Origin of the sequence: Bacillus siamensis KCTC 13613, from assembly GCF_000262045.1 — a bacterium.
GTDB lineage: Bacteria > Bacillota > Bacilli > Bacillales > Bacillaceae > Bacillus > Bacillus siamensis.
Genome location: NZ_AJVF01000040.1, coordinates 219174 through 240238, shown reverse-complemented (window position 1 = coordinate 240238; position 21065 = coordinate 219174). Strand labels below are relative to the sequence as shown.

21 protein-coding genes are annotated in these 21065 nt (G+C 47.8%); 18 read left to right on the top strand and 3 right to left on the bottom strand.

Annotated features, from left to right (window positions below; all coding sequences use genetic code 11):
* Positions 1 to 60: 60 nt before the first annotated feature.
* Both Y79_RS0114940 and Y79_RS0114935 read left to right on the top strand, forming a co-directional pair.
* Positions 61 to 603 carry a YhcN/YlaJ family sporulation lipoprotein gene (locus Y79_RS0114940; protein ID WP_016938420.1) on the top strand — a complete coding sequence of 181 codons (543 nt, stop codon included), beginning with the start codon at positions 61 to 63 and terminating at the stop codon, positions 601 to 603.
* 124 nt (positions 604 to 727) lie between these two features.
* The gene (locus Y79_RS0114935; protein WP_029575337.1) at positions 728 to 1630 is read left to right on the top strand and encodes a hypothetical protein; all 903 of its coding nucleotides are present in this window, start codon (positions 728 to 730) and stop codon (positions 1628 to 1630) included.
* Here Y79_RS0114935 and Y79_RS0114930 read toward each other — a convergent pair whose 3' ends face one another.
* The gene (locus Y79_RS0114930; protein WP_016938419.1) at positions 1631 to 2293 is read right to left on the bottom strand and encodes a spore coat protein; all 663 of its coding nucleotides are present in this window, start codon (positions 2291 to 2293) and stop codon (positions 1631 to 1633) included. It abuts the gene before it with no gap.
* Positions 2294 to 2486: 193 nt separating this feature from the next.
* On the opposite strand from Y79_RS0114930, the gene Y79_RS0114925 reads away from it, so the two are divergent.
* Together Y79_RS0114925 and Y79_RS0114920 are read left to right on the top strand one after the other, a co-directional pair.
* On the top strand, positions 2487 to 4520 hold the full coding sequence (locus Y79_RS0114925) for a bifunctional metallophosphatase/5'-nucleotidase (RefSeq protein ID WP_016938418.1): 2034 nt from the start codon (positions 2487 to 2489) through the stop codon (positions 4518 to 4520).
* Complete coding sequence (locus Y79_RS0114920) at positions 4517 to 5113, top strand: class D sortase (RefSeq protein WP_016938417.1); 597 nt, start codon at positions 4517 to 4519, stop codon at positions 5111 to 5113. The genes Y79_RS0114925 and Y79_RS0114920 overlap by 4 nt, the downstream gene beginning before the upstream one ends.
* Here Y79_RS0114920 and Y79_RS0114915 read toward each other — a convergent pair.
* Positions 5110 to 6018: an RluA family pseudouridine synthase gene (locus Y79_RS0114915; RefSeq protein ID WP_029575336.1), complete on the bottom strand. Its 909-nt coding sequence runs from the start codon at positions 6016 to 6018 to the stop codon at positions 5110 to 5112. The genes Y79_RS0114920 and Y79_RS0114915 overlap by 4 nt on opposite strands.
* Before the next feature lie 110 nt (positions 6019 to 6128).
* Here Y79_RS0114915 and Y79_RS0114910 point away from each other — a divergent pair, with 110 nt between their 5' ends.
* From Y79_RS0114910 to Y79_RS0114850, 13 genes are all read left to right on the top strand, one after another.
* Positions 6129 to 6524, top strand: coding sequence for a DUF5365 family protein (locus Y79_RS0114910; RefSeq protein ID WP_016938415.1), 396 nt, complete (start codon positions 6129 to 6131; stop codon positions 6522 to 6524).
* 130 nt (positions 6525 to 6654) lie between these two features.
* Positions 6655 to 7077 (top strand): CBS domain-containing protein, encoded by a 423-nt coding sequence (locus Y79_RS0114905; RefSeq protein ID WP_016938414.1) that lies wholly within the window; start codon positions 6655 to 6657, stop codon positions 7075 to 7077.
* Between the two features lie 128 nt (positions 7078 to 7205).
* Positions 7206 to 7895 (top strand): HAD family hydrolase, encoded by a 690-nt coding sequence (locus Y79_RS0114900; RefSeq protein WP_016938413.1) that lies wholly within the window; start codon positions 7206 to 7208, stop codon positions 7893 to 7895.
* A complete protein-coding gene (locus tag Y79_RS0114895; RefSeq protein ID WP_016938412.1) occupies positions 7888 to 9426 on the top strand; it encodes a bifunctional GNAT family N-acetyltransferase/carbon-nitrogen hydrolase family protein in 1539 nt (512 codons plus the stop codon). Before Y79_RS0114900 ends, Y79_RS0114895 begins: the two co-directional genes overlap by 8 nt.
* A gap of 243 nt (positions 9427 to 9669) precedes the next feature.
* The gene (locus Y79_RS0114890) at positions 9670 to 11022 is read left to right on the top strand and encodes an aspartate aminotransferase family protein (protein WP_155816752.1); all 1353 of its coding nucleotides are present in this window, start codon (positions 9670 to 9672) and stop codon (positions 11020 to 11022) included.
* Positions 11023 to 11038: 16 nt separating this feature from the next.
* Positions 11039 to 11614, top strand: a complete 576-nt coding sequence (locus tag Y79_RS0114885; RefSeq protein ID WP_016938410.1) for a glycerol-3-phosphate responsive antiterminator — start codon at positions 11039 to 11041, stop codon at positions 11612 to 11614.
* 172 nt (positions 11615 to 11786) lie between these two features.
* Complete coding sequence (locus Y79_RS0114880) at positions 11787 to 12614, top strand: MIP/aquaporin family protein (RefSeq protein ID WP_016938409.1); 828 nt, start codon at positions 11787 to 11789, stop codon at positions 12612 to 12614.
* Positions 12615 to 12630: 16 nt separating this feature from the next.
* A complete protein-coding gene (gene glpK / locus Y79_RS0114875; RefSeq protein ID WP_016938408.1) occupies positions 12631 to 14121 on the top strand; it encodes a glycerol kinase GlpK in 1491 nt (496 codons plus the stop codon).
* Positions 14122 to 14259: 138 nt separating this feature from the next.
* Positions 14260 to 15927 (top strand): glycerol-3-phosphate dehydrogenase, encoded by a 1668-nt coding sequence (gene glpD / locus Y79_RS0114870; protein WP_016938407.1) that lies wholly within the window; start codon positions 14260 to 14262, stop codon positions 15925 to 15927.
* A 132-nt stretch (positions 15928 to 16059) separates the two neighbouring features.
* Positions 16060 to 17802, top strand: coding sequence for a phospho-sugar mutase (locus Y79_RS0114865; RefSeq protein ID WP_016938406.1), 1743 nt, complete (start codon positions 16060 to 16062; stop codon positions 17800 to 17802).
* Between the two features lie 142 nt (positions 17803 to 17944).
* Positions 17945 to 19105, top strand: coding sequence for a GAF domain-containing sensor histidine kinase (locus tag Y79_RS0114860; protein ID WP_016938405.1), 1161 nt, complete (start codon positions 17945 to 17947; stop codon positions 19103 to 19105).
* Positions 19086 to 19730 (top strand): response regulator, encoded by a 645-nt coding sequence (locus Y79_RS0114855; protein WP_016938404.1) that lies wholly within the window; start codon positions 19086 to 19088, stop codon positions 19728 to 19730. Before Y79_RS0114860 ends, Y79_RS0114855 begins: the two co-directional genes overlap by 20 nt.
* A complete protein-coding gene (locus Y79_RS0114850; protein WP_016938403.1) occupies positions 19731 to 20255 on the top strand; it encodes an NADPH-dependent FMN reductase in 525 nt (174 codons plus the stop codon). It abuts the gene before it with no gap.
* Positions 20256 to 20268: 13 nt separating this feature from the next.
* Here the strand turns inward: Y79_RS0114850 and Y79_RS0114845 are convergent, their stop codons facing one another.
* A complete protein-coding gene (locus tag Y79_RS0114845) occupies positions 20269 to 20511 on the bottom strand; it encodes a YhdB family protein (RefSeq protein WP_016938402.1) in 243 nt (80 codons plus the stop codon).
* A gap of 190 nt (positions 20512 to 20701) precedes the next feature.
* Between Y79_RS0114845 and Y79_RS0114840 the strand changes: the two genes are divergently transcribed.
* Positions 20702 to 21025 (top strand): DUF3889 domain-containing protein, encoded by a 324-nt coding sequence (locus Y79_RS0114840; protein WP_016938401.1) that lies wholly within the window; start codon positions 20702 to 20704, stop codon positions 21023 to 21025.
* Positions 21026 to 21065 lie beyond the last annotated feature (40 nt).

The following is a 21065-nucleotide window of genomic DNA, read 5'->3' as shown; positions in this document are numbered from 1 at the left end:
CATGCATAAATCCAGCCGAATAGAAAAACCTATACGTAAAGTGAGAAAGGAGGAATTCACATGATAAAAAAACAAGCAGTTATCTCTGCCCTTCTTCTGCCGATGCTGATTACCGCAGGGTGCAGCATGGGAAACCAGGGAGAAGGAAAACGAAATGACAACCGCACCCAAAATGTAAATTACCGCAACACGCCTAACGACGGTGCGACAAATATGAATACAGGGAACCGTCATAACCAAAACACCGCAGATCACAATAACAACCGTAACCTGAGGGTTGCTGATAAAGCCGCAGACAAGGTGACTGATCTGAAAGAAGTTAAAAATGCAACTGTAATCGTTGCCGGAAACAGCGCTTATGTTGCCGTTGTTTTGACAAACGGGCAAAAAGGCGCCATTGCCAACCATTTGAAAAATAAGATAACCGATAAGGTGAAATCAGCCGATAAACATGTCCGGACAGTATATGTATCAGCGAATCCGGATTTCGTGGAACGTATGCAAGGCTACGGAAAACGAATCAAAAACGGCCACCCGGTATCCGGTCTGTTTGATGAATTCGGCCAAATGGTGCAGCGTGTATTCCCAAACCCCAATAAATAAATGAATGAATGGAAAAGCCGCATTTGCTGCGGCTTTTTTATTTTATCTGCCGTCACGGCCAAACCTTCCGGCGCATAAAGTAAAGAATGAGATGAAAAATTGAAGGATCGGGGAGGGAGCTTGTTTGCGTGACGGCATGGGGAAACGGGCGGCATTCACTCTGATCCTGTGCGGAGTCCTTGTCATATTGGCTGTCAGTTCAGCCGTTTCAGTCAGTTTGATGTACGTCCTGTCAGGCCAAAACAGCCGCTCTGTTCCGACGAAGGAACAAGTGACTGAACACATGAATAAAGAAATTTACAAACATACAGCGATTTACTATACGGCGGATGAAAAACCGCTCTTGGATCTGACCAAGCTTACGTTAGACTACGCAAAGCGTATCAATCAAATCATTGTCGGCTATAAAGGAACAGCGCCTCTTGAACTTATTTTCTTTGCGGATGAAGCTGAAATTGAGCAATATTCCGGCTTGAAAAACGTAGTCGGTTTTTATTCAGAGCAGGAGCAGATGATGGGGCTTTTGCCTGAAGAGAAAAAACAGCTTCTGAAAAAAGATGAGCTGGCCGTTTTTATGTATAAACAATTGATTATACATGAATATACGCACTATGCGTTTCATCAAAAAACGCGGCAAATGGGGACGTCTACGTCTGAATTTCCGCTTTGGTTTCATGAGGGGCTGAGCGAATGGGTTGCGCATTATGATGTAGTCATTGATCCGATTGCATTTTCCGTCGTGCCGTTTGATCAATTAACGACCGACCGAAAATGGCAGAAATCGCGGATGGAGTATGAGACGGATGTATATTTGCAAAGCTTCTATATGATAAAGGATTTAACCGATACATTCGGAGAAGGCATTATCTTAACCATTATCAACAAAACCGCCGAAACACAGGATTTTGAAAAAGGCTTTGAAGCGGCCACCAAAGAAACCCTGAGACAGTTTGAACGTGATTTCACAAAAACATATGAAAAAAAGAAAACGGCATTGGAGAGTCGGGTATCCAACGCCGTTTCTTAATCAATGCAGGTTTTGCTGCTGTCCCATTTGTCCTTTAATCGGAGGCATTTGCGGCTGTTCCTGAGCCGGGGCAAATGAATTCAGCATCGTCTGCATATCTTGTGCATTAAGCTGAGGAACCTGATAATAGCCGTGTTTGTTTTGGTACAAGAAGATTTCAAATGCCATTTCAACATATTGCTGAATTTGAGCGGAGAGCACTCTTCTTGTCACGGGATTGGTCATTTCAAGCGAGCTCATCGTCAAAAGAGAAGCTTGAGCTTTAATCAGGCCGAGCATATGGCCGCTTATCCCGAGATCTTTGACATCATTTAATGATTGATTCGGTTTTTTCGGCTGTGTCGGTTTTATGCCGTACACGGCTTGGTTCTGTTCCTTCATCATATATGTCGAAGTTTCCTGAGAAGGCTTTTGGCCGGTCTTAAAGCATTCTGCCGTCAGATTATAAAGTCCGAGAATGAATTGGTACTGGCGGTCAAGAATATCCGCCAGCTGCTGATCCTGTATAAATTGTCTGAGCATCATAAATTGATCCAGGACGCCGACTGTTCCGGCCAGGACTTCATGCATATCGAAAAGCTCATGTCCTCCGTGATTCACTTGCGGTGAACCCGGCATCCCCTGATTTACTGGCGGCTGCTGCTGATTCTGCTGCTGTTCCACTGATTGTTTTCCTCCTTCATGTCAAATCATCATTAAGATGTGAAAAAAGCTGATCCCTTATACATGCAGACCGATTTCGTTACATGGGGACTATTTACTATTTTGCGCCAGTGAAGACAATCTTTACAAAAAAGTGGTGTGATTTTTAAGAAAATAAGCTAACGTATTTCTTAGAAGACAAGGGGGGAAATGAATGAAGAAAAAAAGGGGGATGCGTCTTTCGTGCTGTGTGCTGATGGTTTGTTTTATGGTCTCCGGCCTGAAAGATGCGGCAGCAATCGGACAAGCCGGACCGCTGAATGAGAGTAGAACGGATAAGGCGTATCAAGAACAGCAGACTGAAGTCACCGGCCGTGTCCCGCTCAGAATCATCAGTATGAATGATCTGCACGGAAAAATTGATCAGCAATATGAGCTTGATCTTAACGGAGATGGTAAACCGGATGGCACGTTCGGCCGAATGGACTACGCTGCGGCGTACATTAAAAAAGCAAAAGCCGAAAAAGAACACGCCTTCGTGGTGCATGCGGGCGATATGATCGGGGGCAGTTCTCCCGTGTCAGCCCTTTTTCAAGATGAACCGACAGTAGAACTGATGGAAGACATCGGGTTTGACGCCGGGACTGTCGGCAATCATGAATTCGATGAAGGAACAAATGAGCTTAAACGGATCATCAATGGAGGAGATCATCCGGACGGGAAGGGGACAAGCGGTTATGACGGCCAAAATTTCCCGCTCGTCTGCGCCAACTGTAAACTGAAATCAGGTGAGTCCTTTCTTCCGCCGTATGAAATCAAATACGTTTCCGGAATTCCGGTTGCATTTATAGGAGTTGTAACCAGATCGGCAGCAGGAATGGTCATTCCGGACGGAATTAAAAACATCACGTTTACGGATGAGGTAAAAGCCGTCAATGACGCCGCCGCTGACCTGAAGAAAAAAGGAATTAAAGCTATCGCCGTGCTCGCCCATATGTCTGCTGAACAAAACGGCAGTGCGATCACGGGAGAAGCCGCAAAGCTTGCCGGCGGGACAGACTCAGAGATTGACGTGATTTTCGCCGCGCACAATCATAAAGTCGTAAACGGAGAAGTCAACGGCAAGCTGATCGTGCAGGCATTTGAATACGGAAAAGCAATCGGAATCGCCGATCTTGAACTTGATAAAGAGTCGAAGGATATCGTGAAAAAATCAGCGGAAATCCAATATATCGACCAAAGTAAAATCAAGCCGGACCCGAATGCAGCAGGTATATTAAGCAAATATGAAGAGAAAGTGAAACCGATTATCAGCGAAACGGTCGGGGAAGCGGCCCATGATATAACGGGCGGCTATTCAAATGACGGCGACACGGCGCTTGGAAATCTGATTGCCGACGGTATGAAAACGAAGATGAAATCCGATTTTGCGCTTATGAATGGCGGCGGCATCCGGGACGGCATAAAAAAAGGGCCGATTACATGGGGAGACCTTTATAATGTTCAGCCGTTCGGCAATGTGCTGACGAAGCTTGAAATCAAAGGAAAGGATTTGCGGGAGATCATCAACGCGCAAATTTCTCCGGTTTACGGACCGGATTACAGCATCAGCGGATTTTCCTATACATGGAACCCGGAAACCGGACAAGCGGTGGATATGAAGATGGCGGACGGCACAGACATACAGCCCGAAAAAGGATATACAGTAACAGTCAATCAATTTATGGCGACGGCGGCGGGGGCAAAATACGGTCCGATCGGGAAACTCGGCAAGAATCCGGTGACGGGGCCTGAGGATTTGGAAGCGACAGTAGACTATGTCAAAAGCTTTTCCGCTCCGATTTCTTATCAAACCGACGGCCGCATCCGCACGGCATCAGCAACCGAAACACCTGATGACACCGGCAGTCAGCCGGGAAACGGGGAAACACCGGGCGGCACCAGACCCGATAAAACAGAAAAACCCCAAGCGGAAAAACCCGCTAAAAACCCGGATGCTGCAAAACAGCCTGATAAAGCCAAAAAGCCAGAGCGTCCCGTTATAAAAGAAACAGCTTCCGAAACCCGTCCGTCATCGGCTGCAAATCCGGAAAAAAGCACAAAACAGACTGAAAGCGGCTCACAAAAAGGCCGCCCGTTGCCTGATACTTCAGCGGGCAGCTATCAGACGGCACTGGCCGGACTGGTGATCACAGGCGCCGGCGTATACTGGCTTTTCAGAAAGAAAAGGAGCAACCGCACCCCATGAATAAACTGAAACACATTCCGCTTCTTGTCATCATCATCGGTGTCATCGTCACATGCTACGGAAGCTGGAAGATCGTCGATTCACATATGAAGACAAACCAATCGCTTGAAGAAGCAAAAAAAGCGGCTGAACCCGTTTTGGCAAAGAAAGAAACGAATAGAGCCGCTTTGGCGCAGCGCAAAAAAGAATTTCATCCTAAAACAGGTGAAGCAAGCGGTATTTTAGAAATCCCTAAAATCGATGCTGAGCTCCCGATCGTAGAAGGGACTGACGCAGACGATTTAGCAAAAGGCGTCGGCCATTACAAAGACAGCTATTATCCGGATGAACACGGCCAAATCGTATTATCCGGCCACAGGGACACGGTGTTCCGACGGACCGGCGAACTGAAAAAAGGAGACAGGCTGAACGTGATGCTGTCTTACGGCGCGTTTTCTTATAAAATCAGCCATACAAAAATCGTCAGCCGGGATGATACGTCCGTCATCACCCTTCAGCATGAGCGGGAGGAACTGATCCTGACCACTTGCTATCCGTTTTCTTACATCGGAAATGCACCGAAACGATATATTATATATGCTTACCCGGTTTAAGAAAAATAGGTGTCGGTAAAGTGTGCCAGATCAGCGGGCATCGGCGCTTCGGCAATGATTTCTTCTCCGGAGATCGGATGAATGACACTTACCTTTTTGGCGTGAAGCGCCTGTCTGTGAAACAGCGCCCGGCTTCCGCCGTACAGATCATCTCCCGCTAACGAATGGCCGATGCTTGCCATATGCACTCTGATTTGATGTGTTCTTCCGGTTTCCAATTCAAGCTCGATCAGAGAAAGCCGCGCGCCGGAATGATAGCCTTGTACCTTGTAATGGGTGACGGCGGCTTGTCCGCCGGGTGAGACGCGCCGTCTGACGGAATGTGACCTGTCGCGGCCGATCGGCGAATCAACCGTGCCTTTTTTCGGCGTCACTTTTCCTTCCGCTGCAGCGATATAGGTGCGTTTTAATGTTTTGGTTTCTAGCTGCCGGTCGAGGATGGCATGAGCCAGGCGGTGTTTGGCAAAAACGACCGCACCTGACGTGTCCCGGTCAAGCCGGTGAACGTGGCGGACTTTCGCTTGTTCGCCGTTGATTTGAAAATGGTAAGCGATCAGATTGCTGAGGGTTCCGGTCTGACCCTCTTCATTCGGATGAGTCGGCATTCCCGCCGGCTTATTTGCAATCAGCATATGATTGTCCTCAAATAAGATTTCCGCTTCCCCGTATTCCGGGATCACCGATGACTCCGTTTTTTCCTGAAGATCAATGAACAGGCGGTCTCCGGTTTTCAGGATGATGTTGTTTTTCGGAGATGTGCGATTGACCTGAATGCTTTCTTGGTTCATCCATTCGGTTATCACGGGTTTAGATGCCTGAAATTCTGATTTCAGGACTGAAAACAGCCATTGTCCGGCGTGCTTTTCCGTTATCAGAAGTTCCAGCCCGCGGTCATTTTGTTTCATATCATAAAGCTCCTTTTTCAAGCGGAAAGCGGCTGTTTCAATAGGAAACACTTACCTTAGCTTTCGCGTTTTTTTCTGTGCTATTCTTGATAAAGATTAAGGATATTCACATGGCAAGAAAGGTGATTGATGTGAGAATTGTCAACGCAGCGACTGACGGACAAGAAAGCGCGATACAAGAGCTTTCCTCTGAATTGTTCCAAAATGTCTTTCCTCTTTATTTCTCCGAACTGGAAATTCAGCGCTTTAAAAAAAGGGGCGTATTGTCTTTACAAAACCAACTTTACCAAGGAACGTTAAAAGAAGCATTTCAAATTATGGCTTGTCTGCAAACGGTACATATCATGCTGTCAAAGCCGCACGCGGTATATGATGCCAAAGAGCGTGCGCTGTTTGATAAAAATTGCGCTTTGCTGAATGATTGCGGAATGAATTTTCCGTTTACCTATGATGATTTCGAGACAGGAGCCGAATCAGAAGCCTGCGGTCACAGAAGGCTGATCTGATGGATGTAAAGAGCCTTTTTACAGGCTCTTTTTTGCTTCTTTGACATGATACCACAATTTCTTTCCTCTAACTCCCTTTATAATGAGACAAATCCCCGAGCATAATAAATGGCGAAAGGGGTGCTTTACAATGAGTTCAATCAAACAATCAATGACTACCCACGTGGCTACCGTTTCTCCCAATCAAACGATTCAGGAAGCGGCCGCGCTGATGCATCAGCATAATGTCGGAGCGATTCCCGTCGTTGACGGAGGGGAATTAAAAGGAATGCTGACAGACCGTGATATCGCATTGAGAACAACGGCTCAAGGCCGCGACGGCCAAACACCTGTTTCGCACGTGATGTCTTCTAAAGTAGTATCCGGAAACCCGGAGATGAGTCTTGAAGAGGCGTCACACCTGATGGCCCAACACCAAATCCGCCGCCTTCCCATTGTTGATCAAAATCATTTGGTCGGGATCGTTGCGCTTGGAGACTTAGCGGTCGATCAGCGTTCAAACGAGTCTGCGGGAGCAGCTCTTTCTAATATTTCCAGCCAAAACTCACAGTAACGGATCAAGAGAGCTTGCATTCATGCAGGCTCTTCTTTCCGTCCGATTGTTACATTTTGAACGCGGAAGAAATTCACGGTATAGTGTATACATAGGTCACAGTACGTTAACTAAAGGAGCTGTAAGCAGTGATAAAAGCATTAATCTTTGATTTTGACGGGTTAATTTTAGATACAGAAACCCATGAATATGAAGTGCTGCAAGAAATGTTTGAAGAACACGGATCGACATTGCCTTTATCTGTCTGGGGAAAGGTAATCGGAACGGCCGCGGGATTTAAGCCGTTCGCGTATTTAGAGGAGCAGCTGGGAAGAAAGCTCGATCACGACGAACTGACGGCGATCAGGCGCGCACGCTTCCAACAGCGGATGAAAACGGAAACGGCGCGTCCCGGGGTGGAGGCTTATTTAGCCGCGGCGAAAGAATTAGGATTGAAAGTGGGGCTTGCTTCAAGCTCAGATTTCAAATGGGTGTCGGGCCATCTGAAGGAGTTAGGCCTGTTTGATGAATTTGAAGTGATTCAGACGGCGGATGACGTAGAAGAAGTGAAGCCGAATCCGGAACTCTATTTGAAAGCGGCGGAACATTTAGGCGTCGAACCTTCCGAATGTCTTGCCTTTGAGGATTCCGTCAATGGCTCAATCGCAGCCAAACGCGCCGGCATGAAATGTGTGATCGTACCGAATAAGGTAACAAGCACCCTGTTGTTTGAAGAATACGATCACAGACTCGAATCGATGGCGGAAATGGAACTTGAATTACTTTTACAGCGCTTGAACAATCAAAACGAATCGGCAGGGGGAAGCGGCATTGTCTGAGAAACTTGATCTGACCCGTTTTGAAAAGAAAATGGTCATACGGAACATGGAAGAGAAAGATATCAACAAAATTATTGAGCTGCAAAAGGATTGTTTCCCGGGGATGGAGCCTTGGGAGCCTGAGCATTTAATCAGCCATCTCGCGCATTTTCCGGAAGGTCAGTTTTGCGCCGAGTATGAAGGGGAAATTATCGGATCATGCTCCAGCCTGATCATCAATTTCGATGAATACGATGACCGCCACACATGGCAGGACATTACAGACGACGGTTACATCACGAACCACAATCCGGACGGAATGAACCTGTACGGAATTGAAGTGATGGTGCATCCGGCGTACAGACGGATGAAGATCGGACATCGGCTGTATGAAGCGAGAAAAGACCTGGCGAGACGATTAAACCTGAAAAGCATCATTATCGGCGGGCGGATTCCGAATTACCATAAATATGCGGAAGAAATGACGGCGAGAGCCTATGTCGAACAGGTGACGCGCCATCAGATTTATGATCCGGTGCTTTCCTTCCAGCTGATGAACGGATTTACGCTCATGCGGATCAATCCGAATTATCTCCCGGATGACACCGCGTCCATTAAATATGCGACATTAATGGAATGGAACAATGTCGATTACCTGCCGCAGTCGAAGCGCTATTACAAATCGGCATTTCCGGTGCGTATTTGCGTCATCCAGTATGAAATGAAAAAGATTTATTCCTTCGAGGAATTTGCCAATCAGGTTGAATATTATGTGGATGTGGCTTCCGATGCAAGATCTGATTTCGCGGTATTTCCGGAGATTTTCACGACGCAGCTCATGTCCTTCCTCGAGGAGCGTTCTCCGAGCCTTGCCATTCAGAGGATTACCGAATATACAGAGGACTATATCAGCCTCTTTACAGATCTCGCGGTGAAATATAATGTCAACATCATCGGCGGCTCCCATTTCGTTGAAGAAGAAGGGAAAATTTATAACATCGCTTACTTATTCAGACGTGACGGCACGATTGAAAAACAATATAAGCTTCACATTACGCCGAATGAGCGGAAATGGTGGGGCATCAGCGCCGGAGACAGAGTGCGCGTATTTGATACGGACTGCGGAAAGATCGCCATTCAGATCTGCTACGATATCGAATTTCCGGAGCTTGCGAGAATTGCCGCGGATCAAGGGGCGAAAATTATCTTTACGCCGTTCTGCACTGAAGACCGCCAAGGCTACTTGCGCGTAAGATACTGCTCTCAGGCGAGAGCGGTTGAAAACCAAATTTACACTGTCATCTCAGGTACGGTCGGGAACCTGCCGCAAACAGAAAATATGGACATTCAATACGCACAGTCAGCCATTTTTGCTCCGTCTGATTTTGAATTTGCCAGAGACGGAATCGTCGGTGAAACGAACCCGAATATCGAAATGGTTGTGATCGGGGACGTTGACCTTGAAATTTTAAGAAGACAGCGTGAAAACGGAACCGTGCGCCAGCTGAAAGACCGGCGCAAAGACATCTACCGGATTACGCATCTTAAATGAAGAAAGCCCGCTCCGGTTTAAGGAGCGGGTTTTTTTATAAAAATACTTGCACCGTCCCCGGTTTCGGGATATGCTCTTGTAGCCCTTTCGCTTTCTGGGAGAAAGCGTTTTTTTAATTGCTGCCGCTTTATTGACTCGCCCATGCCGCGCCTTTATATTCTTATTAAGAGGAAAACTTCACCAAGAGAATCGGCGTCAGAAGCCGGGCAGCTTTCGATACAGTGCAATGATATTGAAAGGGAGATGAGCGGTGTGGAACATGTACAAAAAAATCAGTCACTCAAACAAAAGGATAAAGAGCTGATTTGGCACGCGATGAAAGGGGCGGAGCCGGATGACAGCATAATCGTCCAAAAAGGGGAAGGCGCCTGGGTTACGGACATTGACGGCAGGCGGTATTTGGACGGCATGTCAGGACTATGGTGCGTCAATATCGGATACGGGAGAATGGAGCTTGCCGATGCGGCTTACAGCCAATTGAAGGAGCTTCCTTATTATCCGCTGACCCAAAGCCATCAACCTGCGATTGAGCTTGCGGAAAAACTGAATGAATGGCTCGGCGGCGATTATGTAATCTTCTTTTCCAACAGCGGATCGGAAGCAAATGAAACCGCGTTCAAAATTGCCCGCCAATACCACATTGAAAACGGCGATCACAGCCGCTTCAAATTCATCTCCCGGTACAGGGGCTATCACGGCAATACGATGGGGGCGCTCGCCGCTACCGGCCAGGCGCAGAGAAAATACAAATACGAGCCGCTCTCCCAAGGATTTTTGCATGCGGCGCCGCCTGATCTCTATCGGAATCCCGCCGATGCTGACACATTGGAAAGCGCACATGAAATCGACCGGATCATGACGTGGGAATTAAGCGAAACGATTGCCGGCGTTATTATGGAACCGATTATTACAGGCGGAGGTATACTGATGCCCCCAGACGGGTATATGGCAAAGGTAGAGGACATTTGCCGACGCCACGGCGCGCTGCTTATCAGTGATGAAGTCATCTGCGGTTTCGGCCGCACGGGAGAGCCGTTCGGATTTCAGCATTACGGCGTTTCACCGGACATCGTCACAATGGCAAAAGGCATCACGAGCGCTTACCTGCCGCTGTCGGCGACGGCAGTGAAACGGGAGATTTTTGAAGCGTATTCGGACGGTGAGCCGTACGGCCGTTTCCGGCACGTGAATACATTCGGAGGCAATCCGGCAGCCTGCGCCCTTGCTTTGAAGAACCTGCAATTGATGGAGGATGAAAATCTGATCGCCCGTTCCCGTGAGCTTGGCGAAAGGCTGCTCCGGGAGCTTCAGCCGCTCAGAGAACATCCCGCGGTCGGAGATGTACGGGGAAAGGGCCTTCTTGCCGGCATCGAGCTCGTAAAGGACAAAATCACGAAAGAACCCGCTGATGCCGCCGCTGTCCAGCACGTCATCACCGCCTGTAAGAAAAAAGGCCTGCTCGTCGGGAAAAATGGCGATACCGCAGCGGGATATAATAATGTTATTCAGCTTTCACCGCCTTTCTGCCTTTCTGACGAGGAGCTTTGTTTCATCATTTCGACGGTCAAAGAAAGCGTGCTGAGCATTGATTTTTAATGTAAAGGAGTAAAACATGAGTTTTCACAACCAGCAGATTTTACCGGCTATCCGGAACATGAAGCAATTCGATGCATTTTTAGAAAGTCCGTTCTTATACGGCGTTATTTTAGATATTCACCTTGGTCAATTAAAAGGTGTCGTGAATGAAGCGAAAAAACACGGAAAACACCTGATGGTTCACGTCGATTTAATTCACGGCATTAAGCATGATGAATACGGGGCGGAGTTCATTTGTCAGGACATCCGGCCCGCCGGCATCATTTCAACGAGATCGGCCGTCATCGTCAAAGCGAAACAAAAGAAAATATATGCGATCCAGCGTCTGTTTCTCTTGGATACGAGCGCGATGGAAAAGAGCATGGAATTCGTCGGGAAGCATAAGCCTGACTTTATCGAGGTCCTCCCGGGCATCGTTCCGACTTTAATCCGGGAAATTAAAGAGATGACGGGCATTCCGATTTTTGCCGGCGGCTTTATCCGCACGGAGCAGGATGTTGAAAACGCTTTGCAGGCGGGGGCCACGGCGGTGACGACTTCAGACACCGAGCTGTGGGCTAAATATGAACATTCTATGACAAAAAAAGATTGACACCGCTTACACCCATTGTTACAATAGACCTAGGTTAATACTATGTGATGGAGACCCGGAGACCCACAACAGCTCTTTACGGAAGCAATAAAGCGTAAAGCGGTCTGTTGTGGGTTTTTTATTCTCTATAACTCTGTCAAACCTGCTATTATGTCATTTAGGAGGAATGATGATGACAGCATTTTGGGGAGAAGTAATCGGTACAATGCTGCTTATTATTTTCGGGGGCGGCGTTTGTGCGGGAGTCAATTTAAAGAAATCGCTTTCATACCAATCCGGATGGATTGTTGTTGTATTCGGCTGGGGGCTTGGAGTAGCCATGGCGGCATATGCTGTCGGCGGAATCAGCGGCGCTCACTTGAATCCGGCTTTAACGATAGGCCTTGCGCTTGAAGGCAGTTTTCCTTGGAAAGAAGTCCCTGTCTATATTGCTGGACAGATGATCGGAGCAATGATCGGTGCGGTTATTGTGTATCTTCATTATCTGCCGCATTGGAAGGCGACGGATGATCCGGCGGCTAAGCTGGGCGTTTTCTCGACCGGCCCGAGTATTCCTCATACATTTGGGAATATGATAAGTGAAGTCATTGGGACGTTTGTACTCGTGCTCGGCATTTTGGCGATCGGAGCGAATGAATTTACAAAAGGGCTGAACCCGCTGATTGTCGGATTCCTCATCGTGGCTATCGGAATTTCTCTCGGAGGAACAACCGGGTATGCGATCAACCCTGCGCGGGATTTGGGGCCGAGAATCGCGCACGCCTTTCTGCCGATTCCGAAAAAAGGGCCGTCAAATTGGAAATATGCCTGGATTCCCGTTATCGGTCCGATCATGGGCGGTGCGTTCGGCGGCGTATTTTACAATGCCGCGTTTAAAGGAAATGTGACATCTAGCTTTTGGTTTGTAAGCGTTATAATGGTTGTATTGCTTTTTATACTCTATGTTTATACCAAGAAATCTCAATCACGAAAAACATTATCAAATTCTGAATATATTTAAAAAGGAGAGCGGCATCATGGAGACCTATATTTTATCAATTGACCAAGGCACAACAAGTTCAAGAGCGATTCTTTTTAATAAAGAAGGAAAAATCGTGCATTCCGCTCAAAAGGAATTCACACAGCACTTCCCTCAGCCGGGCTGGGTGGAGCATAATGCGAACGAAATCTGGGGATCGGTGCTCGCCGTTATCGCGACTGTGATCTCTGAGTCCGGAATCAGCGCGGACCAAATTTCCGGCATCGGCATCACGAACCAAAGGGAAACGACGGTCGTATGGGATAAAGATACCGGAAAGCCGGTATACAATGCGATTGTGTGGCAATCGAGACAAACATCCGGCATTTGCGAAGAGCTTCGTGAAAAAGGATATAATGATACATTCAGAGAAAAAACGGGACTTCTGATCGACCCGTATTTCTCAGGAACGAAAGTCAAATGGATTCTTGACAATGTAGAAGGCGCGCGGGAAAAAGCGGAAAACGGAAATCTCCTTTTCGGAACGATTGATTCATGGCTCATCTGGAAAATGTCCGGAGGCGCGGCGCACGTAACGGATTATTCCAACGCTTCAAGAACGCTGATGTTTAATATCCATGAATTAAAATGGGATGACGAGCTGCTGGACATTTTAGGCGTGCCGAAATCAATGCTGCCGGAAGTGAAACCGTCTTCTCATGTGTACGCGAAAACGGTTGATTATCATTTCTTCGGCAAAAATATTCCGATTGCGGGTGCGGCCGGAGACCAGCAGTCAGCGCTGTTCGGTCAGGCGTGCTTTGAAGAAGGCATGGGGAAAAACACATACGGCACAGGCTGCTTTATGCTCATGAATACCGGAGAAAAAGCCATTACTTCAGAGCACGGCCTTCTGACGACGATCGCCTGGGGATTAGACGGAAAAGTCGAGTATGCGCTGGAAGGAAGCATCTTTGTCGCAGGTTCTGCCATCCAATGGCTGAGAGACGGCATGCGGATGTTCCATGATTCGAAAGAAAGCGAGACATACGCAGAGCGTGTGGATTCCGCTGACGGTGTATATGTCGTGCCCGCTTTCGTCGGACTGGGCACACCGTACTGGGACAGTGACGTGCGCGGCTCAGTTTTCGGCCTGACACGCGGAACGACGAAGGAGCATTTTATCCGGGCTACGCTTGAATCTCTCGCTTATCAGGCGAAAGATGTGCTTGATGCCATGGAAGCTGATTCAGGCATCTCTTTAAAAACTTTGCGTGTAGACGGCGGAGCGGTTAAAAATAATTTCCTTATGCAGTTCCAAAGCGACTTGCTTGATGTGCCGGTCGAACGTCCGGAAATTAATGAAACGACGGCGCTCGGTGCCGCGTATTTGGCCGGAATCGCTGTCGGCTACTGGAAAGACAGCACTGAAATCGCCGATCAGTGGAATCTGGATAAGCAATTCAAACCGGAAATGGAAGATGAAAAACGCGATGAATTGTACGGCGGATGGAAAAAAGCAGTAAATGCAGCTATGGCTTTTAAATAATATAAAATTATGATATACTGAACACAAGTTAATAGGAACGGTCCTGAGATGAGGAGAGACCACAGCACCAAAGTGATAACATGCGCTTTGGCTGTTGTGGTCTCTTTTTCTATACCGTGACAACAAGGAGGAAACGTAATGATGAATCACCAATTTTCAAGTTTGGAACGGGATCATATGCTGGAAGACATGACTAAAAAAACATACGATCTGTTTATTATAGGCGGAGGCATTACGGGTGCCGGTACGGCGCTTGACGCTGCTTCAAGGGGAATGAAAGTCGCTTTGAGCGAAATGCAGGATTTCGCGGCCGGCACATCAAGCCGATCCACAAAGCTTGTCCACGGCGGTTTGCGTTATCTGAAACAATTCGAAGTCAAAATGGTGGCTGAAGTCGGTAAAGAACGTGCCATTGTATACGAAAACGGCCCGCACGTCACGACGCCGGAATGGATGCTGCTTCCGTTCCATAAAGGAGGCACATTCGGTTCATTCTCTACTTCCATCGGTCTGCGTGTATATGACTATTTAGCAGGGGTAAAAAAATCAGAGCGCAGAAGCATGCTGTCTGCAAAAGAAACGCTGCAAAAAGAACCGCTCGTCAAAAAAGACGGCTTAAAAGGCGGAGGCTACTATGTAGAGTACCGGACGGACGACGCGAGACTGACGATTGAAGTCATGAAAGAAGCCGTTAAATTCGGTGCGGAGCCTGTCAACTATTCTAAAGTGAAAGAACTGCTTTATGAAAAAGGAAAAGTCGTCGGCGTTTTAATTGAAGATCTGCTGTCAGGCAAGGAATACAAAGTGTACGCCAAAAAAATCGTCAATGCGACAGGTCCGTGGGTCGACGAGCTGAGAGAAAAAGACCACAGCAAAAGCGGAAAACATCTCCAGCATACAAAAGGGGTCCATCTCGTATTCGACCAATCCGTATTCCCGCTTAAACAGGCTGTGTACTTTGACACGCCGGACGGACGTATGGTGTTCGCCATTCCGCGTGAAGGAAAAACATACGTGGGCACGACAGACACGGTTTATAAACAAAAGCTTGAGCATCCGCGCATGACGGTGCAGGATCGTGATTATGTCGTCAGCTCCATCAATTATATGTTCCCGGAACTGAATATTACGGCGGACGATATTGAATCAAGCTGGGCCGGCCTCAGACCGCTCATTCACGAAGAAGGAAAAGACCCGTCTGAGATCTCCCGTAAAGATGAAATCTGGACATCTCAATCTGGCTTGATCACAATCGCCGGAGGAAAACTGACGGGCTACCGTAAAATGGCTGAGCACATTGTCGATCTTGTCCGCGACCGCTTAAAAGAAGAGGGCGGCCAGGACTTCGGCGGCTGTAAGACGAAGACGATGCCGATTTCCGGAGGACATGTCGGCGGCTCTAAAAACTTCGAGTCATTTGTGGAAGCAAAGACAAAAGACGGTTTGAAAATCGGTTTATCACAGGAAACAGCTAAACAGTTAGCCATCAGATACGGCTCTAACGTCGAAAATGTATTCAGCCGGATTGAAGGCCTGAAAGATGAAGCGGCAAAACGCCAGATTCCGGTTCACATTCTGGCGGAAGCGGCTTACAGCATTGAAGAAGAGATGGCTGCGACACCTGCTGATTTCTTCGTCCGCAGAACGGGCAGACTGTTCTTCGACATCAAATGGGTGCAGACGTATAAAACGGCTGTGATTGATTACATGAGCGACCGGTTCCAATGGGATGACGAAACGAAAGCGAAACATACCGAGTGGTTAAACACGCTGCTGCACGATGCAGTTGTTCCGCTCGAACAATAATAACCGGAGGGCTGTGCCAAAAAGGCATGAGCCCTTCTTTTTACATAGAGCACTGTGTTAAGTTATCAAGTGACACGGACAGCCGCTTCATATTAAAATATGGTCATAAGCTGAAATTATAGGAGGACGAACATGAGTTGGAGTAAGAGTTACGAACGCTGGAATCAGGCCGAACAATTAGATTCAGAATTGAAAAAATTATTGGCGGACGCAGAAGGAAACGAGCAGCTGCTGGAAGACTTTTTCTACAAAAATCTTGAGTTCGGAACAGGAGGCATGAGAGGAGAAATCGGGCCGGGCACAAACAGAATGAACATTTACACGGTCCGCAAAGCATCCGCCGGGCTTGCTGCGTATATCGCAAAACAAGGAGAAGAAGCGAAAAAAAGAGGCGTTGCGATCGCGTACGACTCCCGTCATAAATCTCCTGAGTTTGCGATGGAAGCAGCCAAAACCCTTGCTTCCCAAGGCATTCAAACATACGTATTTGATGAGCTCCGCCCGACGCCTGAGCTGTCTTTTGCGGTGAGAGAACTGAACGCTTATGCGGGTATCGTCGTGACGGCCAGCCATAACCCGCCTGAATATAACGGATATAAAGTGTACGGCGATGACGGGGCACAGCTGCCGCCGAAAGAAGCGGACATCGTCATTGCAGAAGTGAATGCGATTGAAAATGAATTAACAATTCAAGTTGAAGATGAACAGGCGCTGAAGGAAAAAGGTTTAATTAAGATCATCGGCGAAGAAATTGATACACCCTATACTGAAAAACTGACTTCCATCTCCGTCCATCCCGAGCTTTCGGAAGAAGTCGACGTGAGCGTGGTGTTCACTCCGCTGCACGGCACGGCGAATAAACCGGTACGCCGCGGCCTCGACGCGCTCGGTTACAAAAACGTCACTGTCGTAAAGGAACAGGAGCTTCCGGATCCGGATTTTTCAACGGTCAAATCGCCAAACCCTGAAGAGCACGCGGCATTCGAATATGCCATTAAGCTGGGAGAAGAACAAAACGCCGATATTCTCGTCGCTACGGACCCGGATGCCGACCGTCTCGGCATTGCCGCAAAAAACAGTGAAGGCAAGTATACGGTGCTGACGGGGAACCAGACAGGCGCGCTTTTATTGCACTACCTGCTTTCTGAAAAGAAAAAACAAGGCGTCCTTCCTGAGAACGGCGTCGTCATGAAAACGATTGTTACGAGTGAATTGGGCCGCGCCGTCGCTTCATCATTCGGTTTAGACACGGTTGATACGCTGACGGGCTTCAAATTTATCGGTGAAAAGATCAAAGAATATGAAAAAACCGGACAATACACGTTCCAGTTCGGATATGAAGAAAGCTACGGCTACTTAATCGGCGATTTTGCGCGTGACAAAGATGCAATCCAGGCTGCGCTGTTAGCCGTCGAAGTATGCGCCTTTTATAAAAAGCAGGGCATGTCGCTTTATGACGCGCTGCTGTCCATTTTTAAAGAATATGGATATTACCGTGAAGGCTTGAAGTCATTGACGTTAAAAGGAAAACAGGGAGCAGAGCAGATTTCCGCTATCCTGACTTCATTCCGAAACGATCCGCCGAAGCAGATGGCCGGAAAACAAATCACGCAGGCTGAAGACTATTCAACGGGAAAACGGACTGTATTTGCCGATCATCGTGAAGAAGATATTGATCTGCCGAAGTCAAATGTCCTGAAATATTTCCTTGAAGACGGCTCTTGGTTCTGCCTCCGCCCATCCGGAACGGAGCCGAAAGTCAAGTTCTATTTCGCAGTGAAGGGAACTTCTTTACAAGACAGTGAACAGCGTCTTGCCGCATTATCTGAAGCCGTCATGAAAACGGTGGATGCCATAGTGGAAAAAACGAAATAAACAAAAAACCGCCGGAAGCGATATCCGGCGGTTTTTTTACGCCTCATCCGAAAGTATGAGAGAAAATCATGCTGAAGCAAAGGCAAATACAGATTAGAATTGATATAATATGGATAATTCTGAATGGCCGGAGTGAGGGAGTTTGACGAAAACGACGGTAGAAACCTTAAAAACCTTAAAAGCGATTGCGGAAACCTTAAACCAAAGCCACGATATGAAGGAAGCGCTTGATAAAGTCCTGCGCGAGCTGCTCAGCCTGACCGGGCTGCAGACAGGGTGGATTTTTCTGATTGATCCGGACGGGTCCTATACGCTTGCCGCATCCGCTTATTTACCGCCGGCTCTCGGTCAGCGGGAAAACGCATTAATGTGCAGCGGGGACTGCTATTGTCTGACCAAATTCAGCAATGGCGGATTGACCAAGGCTGTAAACATCATGAATTGTAAACGGATTGAATTTGCGGAACAGACGACGGGCTGCAGCGACACCGAAGGCATTACGCATCATGCGACCGTTCCGCTTGAAGACGGCGGCCGGAAATTCGGTTTATTAAACGTCGCTGCAGGCGAAAAGACGTTTTTCAGCGAAGAAGAACTGCATCTTCTTGAAGGGGTTGCCTTTCAAATCGGAACGGCGATCCAGCGGATGAAACTGGCCGAATTTGCGCAGCAGAATGCTCTGCTGGTGGAACGGAGCAGACTGGCGCAAGAGCTGCATGATTCTGTCAATCAGATGCTGTTTTCCGTCAGCTTAACGGCAAAAGCCGCTAAAAGCTTGACAGATGATGAACGGCTCCGGCAGATGATTACGTTCATCATCCAAGAGCTGTCGCAGGATGCGTTGACAGAAATGAGGACGCTTATTTGGCAGCTGAGACCGGAAAGTTTAACGAAAGGGCTGTATGCGTCGATCAAAAGCTATGCCGCTCTCATCGGTCTGGAAGCCGTCTGTGACATGGAAGATGAACTGAAGCTTACGGATGAACAGGAACACGCGCTTTGGCGGATCGCTCAAGAAGCCTTGAATAACTGCAAAAAGCATGCGGGAACGGACCGGGTTATCATTTCTGCCGTTAAAAAGCCGGATCATGCTGAGCTTCGCATTATCGATCATGGAGCGGGCTTCAGCGCTGATGCGCATGCGGGGCTGCCGTCGCTCGGCATAGCGGGTATGAAAGCGCGCGCCGAAGCAATCGGAGGCCGGTTTGCATTGCAATCTGAGCTTGGCGCCGGTACGATTGTCTCCGTTCGGCTTCCATTTTACGGGATAGGAGGTCTGATTGATGAAAATTGTGATCGCTGATGATCATCACGTTGTCCGCAAAGGATTGCGCTTTTTCTTCGCCACTCAGGAAGATATTGAAGTTGTCGGTGAGGCGTCTACCGGTGCTGAAGCGCTTCAGCAAGCTAAACTAACAAAACCTGACATCGTGTTAATGGATTTATCAATGCCTGATATGGACGGCATTGAAGCGGCAAAAATCGCGGCTGAACGGTTTCCGGACATCAGTATCGTCGTTTTGACGAGCTATTCCGACCCGCAGCATGTCATTCCCGCCCTTAAAGCCGGAGCCAAAGCCTATCAGCTGAAAGACGCCCAGCCCGATGATTTAGTGAAAACACTTCGGGAAGTGTATTCCGGACGGTACCGGCTCTCAGCGGATATTGTGCCTCACGTGCTGACACATATGGTTCAGGAGGATCAGGATAAGGAAAAATATTATCAGCTGACTCCCCGTGAAAAAGATGTTCTTCAAGAAATAGCCAAAGGGAAAAGCAATAAGGAAATTGCCGCAGCTCTGTTTATTTCTGAAAAAACAGTGAAGACCCATGTGTCCAATCTGCTGTCAAAGCTGAATCTTTCAGACCGGACACAAGCGGCATTGTATGCCGTAAAATACAATGTTTCCGGAAAGGCGGTAAACTAAATGAGCATATTAGTGATCAGCGGCACGCCGAGAAAAAACGGGCGGACAAGAATTGCCGCTTCGTATATCAGAGACCGGTTTCAAACCGATTTTATTGATTTAAGCAAAAGTGAACTGCCGCTTTATAACGGTGAAGAAGAACAGAACGATCTGCCCTCAGTGCAAAAGTTAAGGCGGCAGGTGAAAAAGTCGTCTGCCGTCGTCTTATTATCTCCCGAGTATCACAGCGGCATGAGCGGCGCTTTAAAAAACGCCATTGATTTTTTAAGCAGTGACTGCTGGAGATACAAACCGGTGGCCATCATTGCAGCGGCGGGCGGAGGAAAAGGCGGCATGAACGCGCTGGCAAATATGCGGACTGTAATGAGGGGCGTCTATGCAAATGTCATCCCGAAACAGCTGGTCTTAGACCCGATCCACATCGACATGGAGCGCCGGACCGTATCTGAGGATATGGCGGTCAGCCTGAAAGACATGATGGAAGAGCTGAATATGTTTACAAACACGGGAAATCCCGGCGCCTGACGCCGGGATTGTTTTATGTCAGCATGGCTAATTGATCTTCATACGCGAGCTCTGCCGCATGATCAATATACCTGAGAAGGGAATACAGCTCTTTTTCAAGCACCGCATAATCAAGTTCAAAATGATATGCATGCAAAAAGTGCTCAATACGCTTTGATAACAAATCATCTTTCGTACGCACCATCAAAATTAATAAATTGTCCCATTGAGACCTGTGTGTGTAATATAAGGCTTTATCATAATCGGCATGATCCATCTTACGCTTCCCCTTTCAATGAGAAGTTCTCCGTTAGTTTATGCCGCCGAAGCCCGGATGCAACGGGGGAAAAGTTGGTGTCCGTATAAATTGGGCATAGCAATATGAGGGAGACATAAAATAAAAACGCATATCCGTCTCTTCTTTGGACACGCTAAGATTGACAAAAACGACTCAGGAGAACATAAAGATGAAATTCCTTCCATTTGCGCTCGCCCTCTTGTTTTGCGGCATTCTCATTGCCTCAATCGCTGAAAAAGGGCATACAGAACACCTCGATCCATCAGTCGGAAAATGGGAGCAGCTCGCATGGAACCAGCTGGAACGTGAATACAAGGGGGCCGAGCTTACCGATTATTCGTACATGGGCCGTACGAAAGTAAACCGGGAACAGACGAAAGACGTGTTTCGCGTAACGGTGCAAACAAAAAAAGAGACGTTTTCCTCCCGTGCTGAAGTGTATTTTCACCCCGTGACAAAACATGTGATCAGCATTAATATTTTCAGGCTGTAAAAAAAGCTGCACAGCCTTTTCGGCTGTGCAGCTTGTCTGT

Excerpts from the sequence above, each read along its gene's own strand:
- Y79_RS0114940 (WP_016938420.1), top strand. The coding sequence starts at position 61 with ATGATAAAAAAACAAGCAGTTATCTCTGCCCTTCTTCTGCCGATGCTG.
- Y79_RS0114925 (WP_016938418.1), top strand. The coding sequence starts at position 2,487 with ATGAAGAAAAAAAGGGGGATGCGTCTTTCGTGCTGTGTGCTGATGGTT.
- Y79_RS0114920 (WP_016938417.1), top strand. The coding sequence starts at position 4,517 with ATGAATAAACTGAAACACATTCCGCTTCTTGTCATCATCATCGGTGTC.
- Y79_RS0114915 (WP_029575336.1), bottom strand. The coding sequence starts at position 6,018 with ATGAAACAAAATGACCGCGGGCTGGAACTTCTGATAACGGAAAAGCAC.
- Y79_RS0114910 (WP_016938415.1), top strand. The coding sequence starts at position 6,129 with ATGGCAAGAAAGGTGATTGATGTGAGAATTGTCAACGCAGCGACTGAC.
- Y79_RS0114905 (WP_016938414.1), top strand. The coding sequence starts at position 6,655 with ATGAGTTCAATCAAACAATCAATGACTACCCACGTGGCTACCGTTTCT.
- Y79_RS0114890 (WP_155816752.1), top strand. The coding sequence starts at position 9,670 with ATGAGCGGTGTGGAACATGTACAAAAAAATCAGTCACTCAAACAAAAG.
- Y79_RS0114885 (WP_016938410.1), top strand. The coding sequence starts at position 11,039 with ATGAGTTTTCACAACCAGCAGATTTTACCGGCTATCCGGAACATGAAG.
- Y79_RS0114880 (WP_016938409.1), top strand. The coding sequence starts at position 11,787 with ATGACAGCATTTTGGGGAGAAGTAATCGGTACAATGCTGCTTATTATT.
- glpK (WP_016938408.1), top strand. The coding sequence starts at position 12,631 with ATGGAGACCTATATTTTATCAATTGACCAAGGCACAACAAGTTCAAGA.
- glpD (WP_016938407.1), top strand. The coding sequence starts at position 14,260 with ATGATGAATCACCAATTTTCAAGTTTGGAACGGGATCATATGCTGGAA.
- Y79_RS0114865 (WP_016938406.1), top strand. The coding sequence starts at position 16,060 with ATGAGTTGGAGTAAGAGTTACGAACGCTGGAATCAGGCCGAACAATTA.
- Y79_RS0114855 (WP_016938404.1), top strand. The coding sequence starts at position 19,086 with ATGAAAATTGTGATCGCTGATGATCATCACGTTGTCCGCAAAGGATTG.
- Y79_RS0114850 (WP_016938403.1), top strand. The coding sequence starts at position 19,731 with ATGAGCATATTAGTGATCAGCGGCACGCCGAGAAAAAACGGGCGGACA.
- Y79_RS0114845 (WP_016938402.1), bottom strand. The coding sequence starts at position 20,511 with ATGGATCATGCCGATTATGATAAAGCCTTATATTACACACACAGGTCT.
- Y79_RS0114840 (WP_016938401.1), top strand. The coding sequence starts at position 20,702 with ATGAAATTCCTTCCATTTGCGCTCGCCCTCTTGTTTTGCGGCATTCTC.